Annotated in this window: 14 protein-coding genes; 4 read left to right on the forward strand and 10 right to left on the reverse strand. The window is 55.8% G+C overall.

The annotated features are described in order from the left end of the window. Positions 1–46: 46 nt before the first annotated feature. From QQL54_RS13535 to QQL54_RS13560, 6 genes are read right to left on the reverse strand one after another with little or no spacing between them, the layout of a single operon-like run. Entirely contained in the window at positions 47–1,822 is a 1,776-nt protein-coding gene (locus QQL54_RS13535) for an ABC transporter ATP-binding protein (RefSeq protein WP_284391691.1), read from the reverse strand. Continuing rightward, positions 1,815–2,915, reverse strand: a complete 1,101-nt coding sequence (locus tag QQL54_RS13540) for an inositol monophosphatase family protein (RefSeq protein WP_284391693.1) — start codon at positions 2,913–2,915, stop codon at positions 1,815–1,817. Before QQL54_RS13540 ends, QQL54_RS13535 begins: the two co-directional genes overlap by 8 nt. Then, a complete protein-coding gene (locus QQL54_RS13545; RefSeq protein WP_284391696.1) occupies positions 2,902–4,266 on the reverse strand; it encodes a TldD/PmbA family protein in 1,365 nt (454 codons plus the stop codon). The genes QQL54_RS13540 and QQL54_RS13545 overlap by 14 nt, the downstream gene beginning before the upstream one ends. 3 nt (positions 4,267–4,269) lie before the next feature. Then, complete coding sequence (locus QQL54_RS13550; RefSeq protein ID WP_284391697.1) at positions 4,270–4,668, reverse strand: MAPEG family protein; 399 nt, start codon at positions 4,666–4,668, stop codon at positions 4,270–4,272. 10 nt (positions 4,669–4,678) lie between these two features. Continuing rightward, a complete protein-coding gene (locus QQL54_RS13555) occupies positions 4,679–5,335 on the reverse strand; it encodes a DsbA family oxidoreductase (protein ID WP_284391699.1) in 657 nt (218 codons plus the stop codon). Positions 5,336–5,367: 32 nt separating this feature from the next. Continuing rightward, the gene (locus tag QQL54_RS13560; protein ID WP_284391702.1) at positions 5,368–5,970 is read right to left on the reverse strand and encodes a peptidylprolyl isomerase; all 603 of its coding nucleotides are present in this window, start codon (positions 5,968–5,970) and stop codon (positions 5,368–5,370) included. A gap of 74 nt (positions 5,971–6,044) precedes the next feature. On the opposite strand from QQL54_RS13560, the gene QQL54_RS13565 reads away from it, so the two are divergent. Further along, on the forward strand, positions 6,045–6,479 hold the full coding sequence (locus QQL54_RS13565; RefSeq protein ID WP_284391704.1) for a DUF1489 family protein: 435 nt from the start codon (positions 6,045–6,047) through the stop codon (positions 6,477–6,479). 60 nt (positions 6,480–6,539) lie between these two features. Here the strand turns inward: QQL54_RS13565 and QQL54_RS13570 are convergent, their stop codons facing one another. Beyond that, a complete protein-coding gene (locus QQL54_RS13570) occupies positions 6,540–9,215 on the reverse strand; it encodes a TonB-dependent receptor plug domain-containing protein (RefSeq protein ID WP_284391706.1) in 2,676 nt (891 codons plus the stop codon). A 178-nt stretch (positions 9,216–9,393) separates the two neighbouring features. Here QQL54_RS13570 and QQL54_RS13575 point away from each other — a divergent pair, with 178 nt between their 5' ends. Further along, positions 9,394–9,972, forward strand: a complete 579-nt coding sequence (locus QQL54_RS13575; protein ID WP_284391708.1) for a GNAT family N-acetyltransferase — start codon at positions 9,394–9,396, stop codon at positions 9,970–9,972. Here QQL54_RS13575 and QQL54_RS13580 read toward each other — a convergent pair. The 3 genes from QQL54_RS13580 to QQL54_RS13590 are packed head-to-tail and all read right to left on the reverse strand — an operon-like array spanning position 9,969 to position 12,665. Then, the gene (locus tag QQL54_RS13580; protein ID WP_284391711.1) at positions 9,969–10,640 is read right to left on the reverse strand and encodes a glutathione S-transferase family protein; all 672 of its coding nucleotides are present in this window, start codon (positions 10,638–10,640) and stop codon (positions 9,969–9,971) included. The genes QQL54_RS13575 and QQL54_RS13580 overlap by 4 nt on opposite strands. Then, positions 10,637–11,521 carry a pantoate--beta-alanine ligase gene (gene panC / locus QQL54_RS13585; protein WP_284391713.1) on the reverse strand — a complete coding sequence of 295 codons (885 nt, stop codon included), beginning with the start codon at positions 11,519–11,521 and terminating at the stop codon, positions 10,637–10,639. The genes QQL54_RS13580 and panC overlap by 4 nt, the downstream gene beginning before the upstream one ends. 40 nt (positions 11,522–11,561) lie before the next feature. Continuing rightward, a complete protein-coding gene (locus QQL54_RS13590) occupies positions 11,562–12,665 on the reverse strand; it encodes a D-alanyl-D-alanine carboxypeptidase family protein (RefSeq protein WP_284391715.1) in 1,104 nt (367 codons plus the stop codon). Positions 12,666–12,848: 183 nt separating this feature from the next. On the opposite strand from QQL54_RS13590, the gene clpS reads away from it, so the two are divergent. Both clpS and clpA read left to right on the forward strand, forming a co-directional pair. Continuing rightward, a complete protein-coding gene (clpS, locus tag QQL54_RS13595) occupies positions 12,849–13,220 on the forward strand; it encodes an ATP-dependent Clp protease adapter ClpS (RefSeq protein WP_431355943.1) in 372 nt (123 codons plus the stop codon). A gap of 142 nt (positions 13,221–13,362) precedes the next feature. Then, the gene (gene clpA, locus QQL54_RS13600; protein WP_284391720.1) at positions 13,363–15,675 is read left to right on the forward strand and encodes an ATP-dependent Clp protease ATP-binding subunit ClpA; all 2,313 of its coding nucleotides are present in this window, start codon (positions 13,363–13,365) and stop codon (positions 15,673–15,675) included. Positions 15,676–15,693 lie beyond the last annotated feature (18 nt).

Genomic DNA, 15,693 nt, shown 5'->3' on the forward strand with positions numbered 1-15,693 from the left:
GGCATACCGCTACAATTTCAAACCTTAACCGGGTCTGAGTGTGTCGTCAGTCGCTTTGTAGTGCCTTTAAGCGCGCGAATACGCCGCGCTTTTGTCGTAGCTCGGCTTCAGTGCCCTGTTCAGTGACTTGTCCGTCTTCGATGACATAGACGCGGTCTGCACCTTTGATGGTGGCGAGGCGGTGCGCGATGACAAGTGTGGTGCGACCTTCTGACAAGCGGTCTAATGCAGCCTGCACTTTGGCTTCTGACTCAGCGTCGAGAGCTGACGTCGCTTCATCCAATAGGAGGATCGTTGCGTCCCGAAGGATAGCGCGAGCGATGGACAGCCGTTGGCGCTGGCCACCAGATAATGTGTCGCCGGATTCACCCAAGACTGTGTCGTAGCCAGCTGGAAGTGCGTTAATGAAGTCATGCGCATCTGCGGCTTTCGCAGCGGCGATGATGGCGTCTCGAGGACTCCCGGCGCGACCTAATGCGATATTCTCGGCGATCGTATCAGAGAACAGCGTGACGTGCTGACTGACGAGCGCGATGTGTTGCCGAAGGCTGGCTAGCGTTAAAGACCGAACATTGTGACCGTCGATCAACACCTCGCCTTCGCTCGCGTCGAACAGCCGTGGGACAAGATTGAGGATGGTCGACTTGCCGCCGCCGGACGGGCCGACCAGGGCGATCCGCTCGCCGACTTTCGCGCTAATGGATACACCCTTAAGGGCCTTCGTGCCGTCAGCATAGGCGAAGGACACATTGCGCAGCTCGACAGAACCTTGAATGTTGTCCAGCGCAATCGCATCCGGCGCCTCTAAGACGTTCGAGCGTAGATCGGCGAGGGCGAAGACGCGCGACAGGCTGGCGAGCATTTCCTGCACCACATTGTTCATTGTCCCCAAAGCCCGCAGACGAGGCGCCAAGATTAGCAGCCCGGTCAGCACAGCGACAATCTCACCGGGCGTGACAGCATCTTGCCGGATCATCCAAATGCCAAAGATCAGGACGCCAGCGATGGCGAGCCCGCCTAGCACTTCGAGGATCGGATCGACCCGGGCCTGTTGGCTAACCAGTTTCAGGAAGAGACGGATGCGCGTCGTAAAGCTTTCGCCCAATCGCGCGCGTTCCCGGTCTTCTAATCCGTACGCTCGGATCAGTCTTGCCCCGTCGAGGCTTTCTTTTAACTGTGCCGTAATCAGACCGACATGAGCTTGCGCTTCGGTGGCAGAGCCGCGCATCCGCCGAGACAGCGCGATCAAGGGTGCGAGCGCCAAACCGAACACGGCCATCGCCAGTGAGAGCTGCCAGCTTTGGACCAGCATCGCCGTGATCACGAAAAGAACAGATAACAGATCGCGCACCAGATTGCCGACGACGCGGATCAAGGCGTTTCCGACCACACCCACGTCAGACACGAACCGTGAGATCAAAGTGCCAGTCGGTTCGCGCGACAAGGTTGCCAGATCGACATTCAACGCGGCGTCGAACATGTCCTGCTGCATCGCAGCAACGGCATTGAGAGAAATCGAGTTCGTTGCAACGCGTTGTAAATAGTTCGTTGCGGCACTGATCAGCGGAATGCCGATAATGAATGGAAGGATCAGGCGCGCATAATCACCAACGGATGTGTCCGCTCCGGCATCAATTACAGTTTGGACGACGAACAAATATGCGGCCGTCGCGGCCGCATAGATCGCCATATAGACGAAGGCGAGGATCAACCGACCCCGTTGCGGAGCCAGATAGTCACGCCAAAGACGTGTAAGCAGCGCGCGATCCGGATCTACGTCCTTTTGCGGCGCTACTGCCTGTTCCGGGCTTGGCTCAGCCAATGACGCCGTCTTTGTCCGGATCGATCAGCTCATGCGCATGCAGGATGAAATAGCGCGCATGGGCATTATCGACGGTGCGTTGGGCCGCTGACTTCCAAGCATCATGCGCTTCAGCATAATTGGCATAAGCACCGACGAAATCGACAGCTTTTAGATCTTTGAAGGTCGTTTTGTTGGGGTCCACCAGCTCGCCGCCAATGACGAGGTGGAGAAGTTGTACGGGCGCTGTGTCACGGTCGCTCATGGTGGTTCCTAGATATCGGTAGTCCTGAAGTGTGGCCTCGCCGCTTGCGAGCTTTGCCATCACGGGTTTCACGCGCTCCAATAGCAAGGCGTGAAGAGCCGGGGAAGCGCAAATCACGCCCATTCCTGAGGTCGTCTCACCATCATAGCGGTGTAGCTTACCATTGAGGTCTGTGACGTGCGCGCCAGCTTCGGTCGCGATCAATGTGGCCGCAGCCACATCCCAGTCGGATTTGGGCGTGAAGGACACGGTTGCATCAGCATGACTGCCGGCGACCATCACCATCCGGTAGGCCATACTATTGCTGATTTTATAGCGCATGTCCGGGAAGTTGAGGCGTTTGAACTTGCGCGAATAGCCGACCATTATGCAGCCATCGACGGCGCTGCATCCGCCAACCTGCAAGGCTTTCCCGTTCAATGTTGCGCCGCAGCCTTGCCGGGCGGAATAAAACTCGTCTTTCAGCGGATTGAACACACAGCCTGCAACGGCAAAGCCATTTTCGACAATAGCGACCGACACAGCAAAGCCCGGCTTGCGGTCGATAAAGGCGCGGGTGCCATCAATCGGGTCCACTACGAATGTTCGACGGCACGTTCGGCGCGACTGATCATCCTTCGTTTCTTCGGACAGCCAGCCATAATCCGGGCGTGCGCCCATCAATTCGGCTTGCAGGTAATCGTTTACGGCAATATCGGCGTCGGTGACAGGATGGTTCTCGCATTTGTCCCAAACGCGCGCATCATTGCGATGATAGGCGTCGAGACAGATTCGTCCGGCCTCACGCACGGCGCGTTCGATCAGGGCAAGGTCGTCTGCGTCGGTCGGATCAGACCTAACGTCCGGCAATCGTCAACCCCTCGACCAAGACAGTCGGCGCATTTGTTTCATGCTCATAATGTAGGTCTGATCCTGGAATGAGGCTGGCAAAAACGTCACGCAGATTACCGGCAATGGTTACTTCACTAACCGGATGCGAACGCACGCCATTTTCGATCAAAAACCCTGACACGCCGACTGAGTAATCACCTGTCGTCGGATTAAGCGACGGGCCGAACATTTCGCGCACGAACAGGCCGTGACCAGCCTTCGCGATTAACGCCTCCGGGCTCTCATCACCTGCCATCAGGGCGACGTTGGATGTGCTGATCCCCGGCGGACTGCTGAGACCGCGCGCGCCATGACCGGTTGATTCCAAGCCTAGCTGACGTGCCGCGCTGGTATTCATGAGCCAAGAGGACAGACCCCCATTTTTGATGATCTCAAACTCCCCGGTTTCGATGCCTTCGCCGTCAAATGGGCGTGATGACAGGCCACGTCGACGGAGCGGGTCTTCGATAATTTGAATGTTGCTGGGGAACAGCGTCGCGCCGAGATCGTCCTTAAGGAAGGAGACACCGCGCGCGACAGCATTACCGCTAATCGCTCCAATCAAAGCGCCGACTAGGCTGGCGGATACCCGCCGATCAAAGATAATGGGTAGGGCCGCTGAACTCATTGAGGTTGCGCCGAGGCGGGCCACGGCCCGTTCGCCGGCTTCACGGCCGACATCCTCAGGCGTGCGTAGATCTGACAGCCACCGTGTGCCGTCATGGTCATAGTCGCGTTCCATACTGCCGTCTCGCTCTGCCACAGCAGATACGGAGACGCCGTGGCGAGAGGCGGCATAGCCACCGTCAAATCCGGCACTGGTCCGTAAGCGCACGGCGGACCAAGCGAAGCTGGCTTGTGCCCCTTCGGCTTGTCTGACACCCGGAATAGCCAGAGCTGCGGCTTCGGCTTCCAGCGCTCGGGTTTTTAACTCCGCTGGGAGCAATATTGTCGGGTCGAAAAGATCAAGCCCGTCACCACTACGCCGGGGTGAAAGTCGGTCTTGCGGCGCAAGACCGCAATAGGGGTCTTCCGGCGCGAGTTTCGCCATGGCGACAGCGCGTTCGGCGAGCCGCTGAATGGCCCCGCTCGATAAATCTGACGACGAGACACAGGCTTGGCGTTGGCCGACCATGACGCGAAGGCCAATGTCGAACCCTTCTGAATTGTCGATGTCTTCGAGCTCGCCGCCGCGCACCGTTATAGAGGCGGCTCGACCATAAAGACCTAGCGCGTCGGCCGCGTCCGCACCAGCCGCGAGGGCATGGTCGATCAGCGCCGTCAGTGGCGCATCAAGCGGTTCCAGCGATAGCGGGTCAGCAAGGGCCAAGGTCTAGACAGGGCCGTGAGCGAAGATGAGATAAAGCAAGTACAGACCTTCGCCGAAGAAGACGAACAGCGTCATCAAAGTGCCGAAAAAGCGACCCTGACCAAATCGGCCACTCATGCCGAGGAAGTGCAAGATGCGTCCGACGAAGTAAACCGCACCGAACAAATGCAACATTATGGGTGAGCCGTTCATCATCGCGATGGCGATCAAACCGATCAGAGCAAGCGGCGCGACTTCGGTGAAGTTGCCATGAGTCCGGATCCGCGCCAGCATGTCGGCATCGCCCCCGTCACCGAGGTTGATCTTCTTCTTCTGCCGGACAAGGCCGATGCGGAACATCAGGACCGGATTTAGAAACAGGCTAAGCGCGATGTAAAACGCGACGATCTGGAAAGTGGTCATAAGGATCTACCTATGGGTTGGGTGGATTATTGAGGGCTTCTTTGAAAGCGCGCTTATGTTTGTCGGGCTCTTGTGCACCCTGAACGGCGAACTGGCCATTATAAATAAACGTCGGCACGCCTGAGACGCCGAGGCCTCGAAAGAACATAACTTCTTGCTGTATCTCTAATTTGTCTTGATCTTGACTCAGTAAATCCATCACCAAATCACCACCAAGGCCAGCGTCTGACGCGATCGTGACGAGCACCTCTGTGTCTCCAATATCGCGACCCTGCTCATGATAAGCACGGAAAATAGCCTCTGCGACCCCATCGCCTTTATCCTGTCCCTGCGCCCATTTCAGCAGGCGGTGGGCGTTCAGACTATTGGGCCGGCGGGTGATTGCGGAAAAGTCAAAGTCTATGCCGTAGTTTTTACCAGCGCGTTCCAGATGGGCACGAGATTCTTTGAATCGATCTTTCGAATCAGCCCCGAATTTGGCCGTCATATATTCGCGATAGTCCTGACCTGCGTCTGGTACGGTCGGATCGAGCATATAGGGTCGGAAGGTCAGCTTTGGCTTAGGGTTTGCGCCCTTGGCGGCGGCAGCAAATTGCTTGTAGCCGAGCCAGCACCACGGGCACACAAAGTCCGAGACCATATCGACCTGAATAGGGGTATCGCTCATGCCCGGCGCTTAGCGAAGGGCGTCGCTGATGTCTAATCCTCGACCCTGTAAGCCCGGCGGATGGTTACGGGTTTAGTCAGGATTTGGCCTGATGTGACCTCCTCGTCACTATCACCGGAGGCGTCTTGGGCTTGGATCGCTTCAACCACGTCCATGCCGCGCACAACTTGGCCGAAGCTGGCATAGCCTTCGCCGTCTGGATTGCGTTCGCCGCCCGTGTCGAGAAAGCTATTATCGCCGATATTGATGAAAAAGTAAGCGGCGCTGCCTGTTCCGGGCGCGTCGCGGGCAATGCTGACTACGCCGCGCGTATTCGACAGGCCAGTCTCCGTCGTCCGCTCATGTGCGATCGGAGTTGTCGCGAGTTCTTGCGATAGGATTCCGCCCTGAATCAAGCTCATCCCCATGTCACGCGGATCATTGTCAGCATGGACCACGCGGTAAAAACCCTGATCCTCATAGAGACCCAGATCAATATGAAGCAGGAAGTCCGCTCCGGATATCGGGGCTGTGTCAGTGTGGACCTCGATTTCGATCTCGCCCAGCTCCGTATCTAGCACGACATTCGGTCGCGGATCATCGGCAGCAGCGCAGGCAGTTAGAGTGAAGAGGAGGGGAAGGAGATAGTGTTTCATTACGCGACCATAGGCGTGTCGGGCAGACGGCGCTACTCCCTTGCGGTTCGACGGCTCACCGCTATCTCTGAAGTGTGATTCACTTGCAGAAACTTTCCGTCGGATCGAAGTCGATCGAGACGTTGGCCAATTGGCAGACGGGTGTTGTGGAGCGGCGCGTGGCCCAAGGGCTTTCTGCGCACCATGAACATGTGACGCGTATGTTCCCGAAACAGAAGGACGCGCTCCTGTCGGGCGGGTCCATCTATTGGGTCATTAAAGGCATGATCCTGTGCCGCAATCCGATTGCCGACTTGCAGGAGGTGGTGAGGCGTGACGGCGTTAAAGCCTGCGCCATCTTGATGGAGCCAACGCTTATACCGGTCGTTCCGGTTCCGCGTCGTGCCTTTCAGGGTTGGCGCTACCTCAAGCCCGAGGACGCACCGCAAGATCTCGGCGAGGCGCTTGGGGACGGCGACGAACTCCCGCCAAAATTGATGCGAAAGCTGGTCGAACTCGGCGCTTGGTAGGTATGAAAAAGGCCCGGTCGATCTGACCGGGCCTTTTCATTTTTGTCTGGTGTTTAGATCCTAGAAATTGATCCGGATCTTGCCGTAATACTGACCACCGGTGAACCCTGTTGGAGCGGCCTCTGGGTAGAGTTGACCCAGCGATCCTGCATCTGGGTTTTCATCCGGGAAATTGTCGAACAAATTGCTGGCACCAATGACGAAGTTGACACCTGAGACAACTTCATAACCGATTTCGGCGTCGACGAGCAGTTCAGACGAACGATCTGGGAAGCCGTTTCCGACATCATCCCACTGACCGTAATAGTTGGCCCGCAGGAGTGTGCGCCATTTGCCGTCTTCATGCGACCATTGGACGAAGCCCTTCCAGTTTGGAAGCTGGTCCTCAAGATTGGAGACGCGGGTCGCATTGATCGGATTGATCGTACCAACATTTGTAACGTCCGTCTTATTATAGTTCGCAGCGACCGTCAGGGCCGATGACCCATTCATGAAGTCGAATGGATAGCGACCTACGACATCGACACCCTTCGTGCGGGTATCGAACGAGTTGCTGAAGAAGCGATACTCAGACAGATCTTCGAAACCTGTAAAGTCAGATCGGTTGATCGTGCCGTTGTTGGACAATTCCGTCAGAGCAGCAGAAACAGTCGTTGATGTTGCGCCGGCGTTTTGCAGGGCGGCTAAGAAATCCACGTTGGCACCGAGTGCGATCCGGTCTGCAACGTCAATGTGATAGAAGTCGATTGTCCAGTTTGTTGGACCCGCATCGAATGCCATACCGGCTGTGAAGACTTCTGCATCCTCAGGGCCGAGTGTTGGGCGATCACCAAATGTGGCCTGAATAAAGTCAGCAGCCAACTGACCTGCTGCCGACGATAGTGGGACTGTACCCTGATCGACAAGGACACCGCCGACATTCTGTGTCGTGACGTTGGTGATGTTAGCCTGGCCAGCTGTTGGAGCGTGGAACGCGGTTGAGTGCGAGCCGCGGAACCGCAGGCTATCATTCACCTTAAACAGGGCTGCGATCTTATAGTCCAGCGTGTCGCCAAATGCCGTGTAATCTTCGTAACGCAGTGCGCCTTGAACGGTCAGCTGGTCGGTCACATCGGCTTCTAGCTCTGTGTAAAGCGCGTAGGAATCCTGTGTTGCCGATGAATTGTTGGCGAACCCACCAAATCCGTTCGAGCTGGATGAGAAGCCCTGATCGGCGAGTGGACCGAGTGCGAACGATGCTGCATCGCCTTGGAACAGATCAAATGTCTCTTCACGATATTCTCCGCCGAAGGCGATTGAGAGATCAGACGCCATGCCTGTTGGCAACAGATAGGCGAAATCCGCATTCAAGATGATTTCGGTCTGTTGCTGACCACCCGGATTGAAATCGCGAGGTGTGTTCGGCCCTAGTGAGGCGTTGACTGTATTGCCGATGAAGAAGTCGGTCTTGTTCCGGCCATGTGTGACTGAGAGATCGTACGTTAGTCCGTCGCCAAGGCCGATTTCACCGCGGAGTCCAAGGGACACGCCATAATCTTCGTTTTCGCCGCCGAACCTCGGGACGAAACCACCTGGAATGGTCTCAATGAAAGAGAAGCAGTTCGGATCGCCTACGACTTGACCCGTAATCGTGGCATCTGGGATCAAACCGTTCAGTGGAATACCGGCTGGGCAAGACCCACCGACACCCAGACCGTCCAGATCGCCGACACGGACTGACGCGCCGCCATTTGGATCAAGATTGCCATTCGCGTCCACGAGTGGGCCTGCATAAACGCCGCCGCGGTTCGTTGGGTTGCGGTAGAAGAAGCCCCCTTCGACCGTGCGGGATGCATAGTTACCAAAGGCGTAGACTTCAGCATTATCGGAGAGTTCAAGTGCCGAGTTAATGAAGAGTTTGATGTCATCTTTAACGTCAGGCTGTCCCCAATATTGAGGCACTTCATCCGTAAATGTGTTGATAGTCAGGAAGTCGCCAGCGGCGTTATTGCCCGCAGCGACGAGTGAGCGGACATCGTCGCGAATGACAGACCGGACCGTGCCATCGGTTTCGCCATATTCAGCCGAAAGGCTGACGAAACCCTGATCGCCAAGCGGTAGGCCGACATTGCCAGAGACGCGGAAATTGTCGCCGTCGCCCGCATATGTAGAGCCGTATTTGAATTCGACTGTGCCACCTTCAGGTGAATCTTTCAGAACGAAGTTCAGAACGCCAGCAATCGCATCGGAACCATATTGCGAGGATGCACCATCACGCAGAACTTCAACCTGCTTGAGCGCAATCGATGGGATTGCAGAGATGTCCACGCCTTGGGCGCCATCAGAGATGCCACCGCCAAGGAATGAAATAACAGAACCACGATGACGGCGTTTGCCGTTCAGCAAGACCAGTGTCTGGTCAGGTGAGAGGCCGCGAAGGTTGGCCGGGCGAACAATCGATGCTGCATCAGAAATCGGTTGTGTGTTGATGTTGAAGGACGGAACCGACGTGCGGAGCAGATCTTGAACATCGTCCGCGGCGTTACGCGTAAATTCAACACCGGAAATGACATCAACTGGGGCAGGCGTGTCTGCGGCGGACCTTTGCGTCCGTCGCGTACCAATCGTGATGATCTCATCATTATCGGCTGAATCGTCATTGTCCTGCGCATAGGCTGTGCCAGCGCTCATCGTCGCGGCCAACATTGCGGTCGAGACACTCACCGCGAGTAGTCGTTTCATTTCCTTGGTATCCATTTTTTTTCCTTTATTTCCCTAGGTCGTTTTTTTCGAAGGCCGCGATCAACAAAAAAATCATTGGTTGATTAGGCTCAATCGGCAAACCTTCCCGGAGCTATGCAGAAAATGACAGTTCTGCAACAAAGATTACCTAGATTAAGTTGAGTTTGAGCATGTGTTGTGTCTTTCTTGCAACATGAATGAAATCTTACGGAATGAGGAAATGGGATTGAGTGATGGCCTAATGCTGCGGGTTGCTGGTTCTGGCGATATCCCCGCCATTCGCACTCTTCAGGCTTTATCAATTGCTATTCTACAGCGCGGCTATCTTGATGACGCGCAGATTGAGGCGTCTCGAGTATCTATGGGTCTCGATACGCAATTGATTGATGATGGAACATATTTCTGCGTATTCGACGATGAAACCCTGGTTGGGTGTGGGGGGTGGTCCAATCGAGCCACACTCTATGGCGGCGATCATTCCGCAGGCCGGAGCGCTCGGAAGCTCGATCCAGCAACGGACCGTGCGAGAATTCGTGCCATGTATACCCATCCGGATCACGCGCGGCGCGGGATTGGTCGGTCTATCTTGATGGCGTCAGAGTTTGCTGCACGCAACCATGGTTTTAAGGCACTCGAAATGGCGTCCACCGAAGCAGGCCGGCCTTTTTACGAGCGTTGTGGCTACGCTGTTGAGAACAGCTTTTTCGATCACAATGGCGGCGTGGCCGTACCACTTTACACAATGGTGAAGGCGCTTACGCCTGTCGACTAGCTCGGCACACCGACGAATTTTCCGTCCTTGGTCAATGCCGCCTGCCAAGCTGGGCGAGCTTCCATCCGTTCAACATAGGCCTGCGTGTGCGGGTAATCTTCGGCTAGATCGCCGCGCATTGCGGCCATCTGCAAGGTATAACCCATAGCGATGTCAGCTGCGGTAAAGCGTTCCCCGGCCAAAAATGGATGACGCGACAGATCGTCTTCCATTTTGGTCATTACAGCCTTCAAGCGCGGGCCGTAAAAGACCTGATCCAGCATACCCATCACTTTGCCAATGATGCCACGAACAAGACGCGGAGACCGCTCGACCGCCAAACTGTTGACGAACCGTCCGGTTTGCAGGGACTGATAGCTGCCTTGGGCGGCGTGGAACCAGAACAGATATTGCGCTCGGTCCGCGTCGCCCGGTGCAGGCCGCAGGTCTTGGATGTCAGTTTGGTCGAGAATATAGTCGATAATCGCATTGCTCTCAGACAGGGCGACTGCGTCGTCTGTAATCACGGGCGCTGTGCCCAGCGGCGAGAGCGCTTTATAATTAGCAGGCGCTAACATCGTCTCTGGATCGCGATCATACATTTTGAAGCCGTATTCTTCGCCCAGCTCTTCGAGCAGCCAAAGAATACGGATGGATTGCGAGTTTTCCAGATGGTGCAGCGTGATCATAGCGAGGTGTCTTCCGTGGTCGGCGCATTAACAGCGCAATTATCGATGAGGCGGACGCCCCGGCAGTGCGCAGCGATCAGCAAGCGCGACTTATCAGTCACGACGCCTTCATTTTGAAGGTTAAGTGAGGTCGCATCTGCCAAACTGACATAGTCGACATCTGAGAAACCGCTATCTAGAATATTGCGATGGGTATGTTGGAGGGTTGTCGCGACGTCGGCGCCAGTTTGCAAATGATCGCGTGCGTCGAACAGGATGCGATTAAGCTGACGGGCAACGGCTAAAGCCTCTGCATCGAAGTAGCGATTGCGCGATGATAGGGCGAGGCCCTGCGCATCGCGCGCAATCGGTGCGCCGATGATCTCGACGGGCATATCGAGATCGCGAACCATGCGACGAATGACGGCAAGCTGCTGAAAATCTTTCTCACCAAACACGGCTATATCAGGTCGAACACGGTTAAACAGCTTGTTCACGACAAGGGCGACACCGTGGAAAAATGTCGGGCGGTGATCAGTTTCCAACCCATCTCCGACCCCGCCAATGATCAGGCTCGTACTATGATCGTCCTGATACATGCTGGGTCTCGATGGCAGGTAGACCAGATCGACACCTTCTTGAGCCAGTAGCTTCAAATCAGCCTGCATGTCGCGCGGATACGCTTCAAAGTCTTCGCCAGGCGCAAACTGTGTGGGATTGACAAAAATTGACACGATGACCCGGTCGGCGACTCGCTTTGCGATCCGAACGAGTGACAGATGACCTTCATGGAGTGCGCCCATCGTTGGGACCAAGGCTGTACGGGCTTGGTCGGCCCCATACCCATCCATGCGCGCGCGCAAGGCCGTGAGCGTTTCGACAGTGGGCAGGATGAAACTCATCGAACAGGGAACTCCGGTGCAGACATGTGCGCAGAGGTCCCTAGCCGGGATTGATGATGGATAAAACCTTACATTGACGTGCGGCGATCTGGAGGATTTTGGGGTGATCTGCGCAAAGACTACGGGCCGTTCGGTTGTCGAGGGCCTCGACTCGGACGCTATGATAGGCTCGGTCGTTGATGCTCACCGATCGCATGCCAACTTCGCCAGTTCCGGCATAGCGGATCAGCGCATCGGCGAAAATCGCAGTTTCGGCAGGGCTATCAAAGCCATCGATCTGCAAAGCCCAATTGCGATTGACAGGTGTCTGAACGGTTGGCGCGCGCGCTGCAATGACGGGCGACGCAACGCTGTCCATGACCTCAAACCCTCGGTCGATCAAGTCCGACATGTGACTGTTACGCGATCCGCTCGATGCGCCGCCAAGCACAACGGCGATGATGCGGTGGTCATCCCGCGTTGCGCTGATCACAAGATTGTAGCCCGACGCGCGTGTGTAGCCAGTCTTGAACCCGTCGACATCGTCGCGTTCGCTCAACAGCTTATTGGTGCTTTTGCGTCCCCGAAAATGCGTCTGGCCGAAATAATGATAGTGCTGCGGATATCGGGTCAATGTGGCCAAGGCGAGTTTGGCCATGTCTCGAGCCGTCGTCACCTGCATATCATCTGGCAGGCCGTGCGGATTACGAAAGACAGTTTGACGCATGCCCAGCGACGCCGCTGTCTCGTTCATCCGTGTGACGAAAGCGCCCTCACTGCCGGCGATGGCTTCGGCCAAAACGACGGCCGCATCGTTGGAGCTGCGGACAGCGACGGCCTGAATGAGGGTGTCGATGGTGACGCTTTGTCCGCGCTTTAATCCCATCTTGACCGCAGGCGTGCGGGCCGCATGCGCGGAGGTTACGACCGAGCTGCTGAGAGTGATGTCGCCGCGCTCCATAGCTTCGAAGGTGAGGTAGAGTGTCATGATCTTTGTCAGGCTGGCGGGGTGGCGCTGGGCATCAATCTGACGCGCATGCAGCACATCGAGCGAGTCCGCATCGACGATAATGGAGGCGTAACGGCCTTGGGTCTTGGCGACCGACGCGGTGGGACTCACCAGACATAGCGCTATTGCAATCGTAAGAAGGCGAACCCAGATCATGGCGAACCGCTAAACTGGCCCGGTTAGAGAGGTGTTAACGCCTCTTAACCATGATCATCCCCGTTATTGTCCGTGACAAGCATGACATCCTTATGCGGGCGGGGTTTCAATGTCCGGGCAGGACCGTAATAAGACAGGACCATGTTGGACATTCTGGAATTCATCACATTGACCGAACTTCAAATGACGGGACCCAATAAAGGGCCTGGTAAGGGTGCCGACGGCGTACCGGGCGGCCCCGATGATGGATCAGACGATGGGATGGAGCGCGGCGTTGCAACCAAGACCCGCGATAAGACCAAAAAGCCGTCCATGTATCGCGTCCTGCTGATGAATGACGATTATACGCCGATGGAATTTGTTGTCTCGATTTTGATGGGTATCTTCAAGAAGACGCAAGAAGAAGCGACACAGGTCATGCTCAATGTCCACCAGACCGGCATCGGGACATGTGGTGTTTACACATTTGAAGTGGCCGAGACCAAAGTGGCGCAAGTCATGGACGCGGCGAAGCGCAACCAGCATCCGCTTCAATGCACTTTGGAGAAAGCGTGAATCCGGTCACGAACTTGCACAATTCTTGTGCCGGACTACAGGGAATGAGCCGTTCACATCTTCGTGCGGGGCTTGATACAGGGATTACATTGCAAACGCGGTTGCGGCTTCCCAAGTCGGATAGTCGAAAGGAAAGCTAATTATGGCATCATTTTCTCCAGTCTTGGAAGAAACTATCCACCGCGCCCTGACGCTCGCCAGTGATCGTAAACACGAACTGGCGACGCTTGAGCACCTGCTACTAGCGCTGTTGGATGATAAGGACGCTGCGGCTGTCATCACGGCCTGCGGCGTCGATATTGAACCTCTGCGCACGGACGTGACGCGATATCTCGATGATGATCTCGCATCGCTTGTGGTCGAGGAATTTGAGGAAGCCCGCCCGACGGCTGGGTTCCACCGCGTCATCCAACGCGCCGTTATTCATGTGCAATCGTCAGGTCGAGAAGAAGTCACGGGCGCCAATGCGCTAGTCGCACTGTTCGCGGAACGTGAATCACACGCCGTCTACTTCCTGCAAGAGCGTGACATGACGCGCTATGACGCCGTCAATTATATCAGTCACGGCATCGCCAAAAATGGCGCGGCCTCATCACCGAAACCGCCCATGGGTGCGGGTGAAGACGGCGAGGAAGCCCAGGGCAAAGATCCGCTGGCCGAATATACGGTCAACCTCAATCAGAAAGCGCGTGAAGGCGATATTGATCCGCTGATCGGGCGCGCTGACGAAGTTGAGCGTTGCATCATGGTGCTGAGCCGCCGTCGCAAGAATAATCCACTGCTCGTCGGTGATCCAGGCGTTGGTAAAACGGCCATTGCCGAAGGCATTGCCCGCCGCATCGTCAATGATGATGTGCCGGACGTGCTTGCTGATGCGACAATCTACTCGCTCGACATGGGCGCGCTGCTCGCGGGCACGCGCTACCGCGGTGATTTTGAAGAGCGTCTGAAGGCGGTCGTGTCGAAGCTACAGGATACGCCTGGTGCGATTTTGTTCATTGATGAAATTCATACGATCATCGGCGCTGGCGCAACCAGTGGCGGGGCTATGGATGCGTCCAATCTGCTGAAGCCAGCTCTGCAAAGTGGTAAGCTGCGCTGTATGGGCTCGACGACCTATAAGGAATATCGTCAGCATTTTGAGAAGGACCGGGCGCTGTCACGTCGCTTCCTGAAGATTGATGTGTCTGAGCCGACGTCTGATGACGCCATTCTGATCCTTCAAGGTCTGAAGTCCTATTTTGAGGAATTCCATAAGGTCGAATATACGCCGGAAGCCATTACATCGGCTGTGCAGCTGGCCGTTCGTCACATTACGGATCGCAAACTGCCGGACAAAGCTATCGACATTATCGATGAGGCCGGGGCTCGGACTAAATTGGTGCCCGAAGATGAACGCAAAAAAATCATCGGCACCAAAGAGATCGAAGCTGTCGTGTCCAAGATCGCGCGCATTCCGCCCAAATCGATTTCTCGCGATGATGAGAAAGCGCTGAAGAGCCTTGAGCAGGATCTCAAGCGGATGGTGTTCGGTCAGGAAACAGCGATTGAACAGGTCGCGGCGGCGGTGAAACTTGCCCGTGCTGGTCTGCGTGAACCCAATAAGCCAATCGGTTCTTACTTGTTCGCGGGACCAACCGGCGTCGGTAAAACCGAAGTCGCGCGTCAGCTCGCCATGACCCAAGGTCTGGAACTGCTGCGGTTTGACATGTCCGAATATATGGAGCGTCATACCGTGTCTCGCCTGATCGGCGCGCCTCCCGGCTATGTCGGCTATGATCAAGGTGGTCTGCTAACTGATGCAGTTAATCAGAACCCGCATTGTGTTCTGCTGCTGGACGAGATCGAGAAGGCTCATCCAGATATCTACAACATCCTGTTGCAGGTGATGGATAATGGCTTCCTGACTGACTCCAATGGTCGCAAGGTCGACTTCCGCAATGTGATTGTCATCATGACGACCAATGCGGGTGCCGCTGATGCCGCCAAGTCTGAAATTGGCTTTGGTCGCGGGACCAAGGATGATGAGCAAGAGGCGGCCATCAAACGTCGCTTCACGCCGGAATTCCGCAACCGTCTCGACGCCGTCGTCATGTTCTCCGCTTTGTCCAAGGAGCATATTGCGCGGGTCGTGGACAAATTCATCATCCAGCTCGAAGCCCAATTGGCTGATCGCAAGATTGAGTTTGAAGTCTCTAAGGCGGCGAACCAGTGGATCGCGGCTAAAGGCTATGACAAACGCTATGGCGCGCGTCCGCTCGGCCGCACGATCCAGGAATATGTCAAGAAGCCGCTGGCTGATGAGATCCTGTTTGGGAAGCTGAAATATGGCGGTCTGGTCAAGGTTGGCGTGGATCGGAAGAAGGAGAATTTGACGTTCAAATTCGTCCCGGCACCGAAGCCAAAACTAACCGAAGGCGAATCTCCAACAGAGACGCCTAAAGAAGACGCCTAAGCGTTACCAAGCTGAATT

Origin of the sequence: Algimonas ampicilliniresistens (assembly GCF_030159955.1) — a bacterium.
Taxonomy (GTDB): domain Bacteria; phylum Pseudomonadota; class Alphaproteobacteria; order Caulobacterales; family Maricaulaceae; genus Litorimonas; species Litorimonas ampicilliniresistens.

Coding starts and splice junctions, on each gene's coding strand:
- QQL54_RS13580 (WP_284391711.1), bottom strand. CDS start 10,640: ATGATCACGCTGCACCATCTGGAAAACTCGCAATCCATCCGTATTCTT.
- QQL54_RS13550 (WP_284391697.1), bottom strand. CDS start 4,668: ATGACCACTTTCCAGATCGTCGCGTTTTACATCGCGCTTAGCCTGTTT.
- clpS (WP_431355943.1), top strand. CDS start 12,849: ATGACGGGACCCAATAAAGGGCCTGGTAAGGGTGCCGACGGCGTACCG.
- QQL54_RS13560 (WP_284391702.1), bottom strand. CDS start 5,970: ATGAAACACTATCTCCTTCCCCTCCTCTTCACTCTAACTGCCTGCGCT.
- QQL54_RS13555 (WP_284391699.1), bottom strand. CDS start 5,335: ATGAGCGATACCCCTATTCAGGTCGATATGGTCTCGGACTTTGTGTGC.
- QQL54_RS13590 (WP_284391715.1), bottom strand. CDS start 12,665: ATGATCTGGGTTCGCCTTCTTACGATTGCAATAGCGCTATGTCTGGTG.
- QQL54_RS13570 (WP_284391706.1), bottom strand. CDS start 9,215: ATGGATACCAAGGAAATGAAACGACTACTCGCGGTGAGTGTCTCGACC.
- QQL54_RS13575 (WP_284391708.1), top strand. CDS start 9,394: ATGAATGAAATCTTACGGAATGAGGAAATGGGATTGAGTGATGGCCTA.
- clpA (WP_284391720.1), top strand. CDS start 13,363: ATGGCATCATTTTCTCCAGTCTTGGAAGAAACTATCCACCGCGCCCTG.
- panC (WP_284391713.1), bottom strand. CDS start 11,521: ATGAGTTTCATCCTGCCCACTGTCGAAACGCTCACGGCCTTGCGCGCG.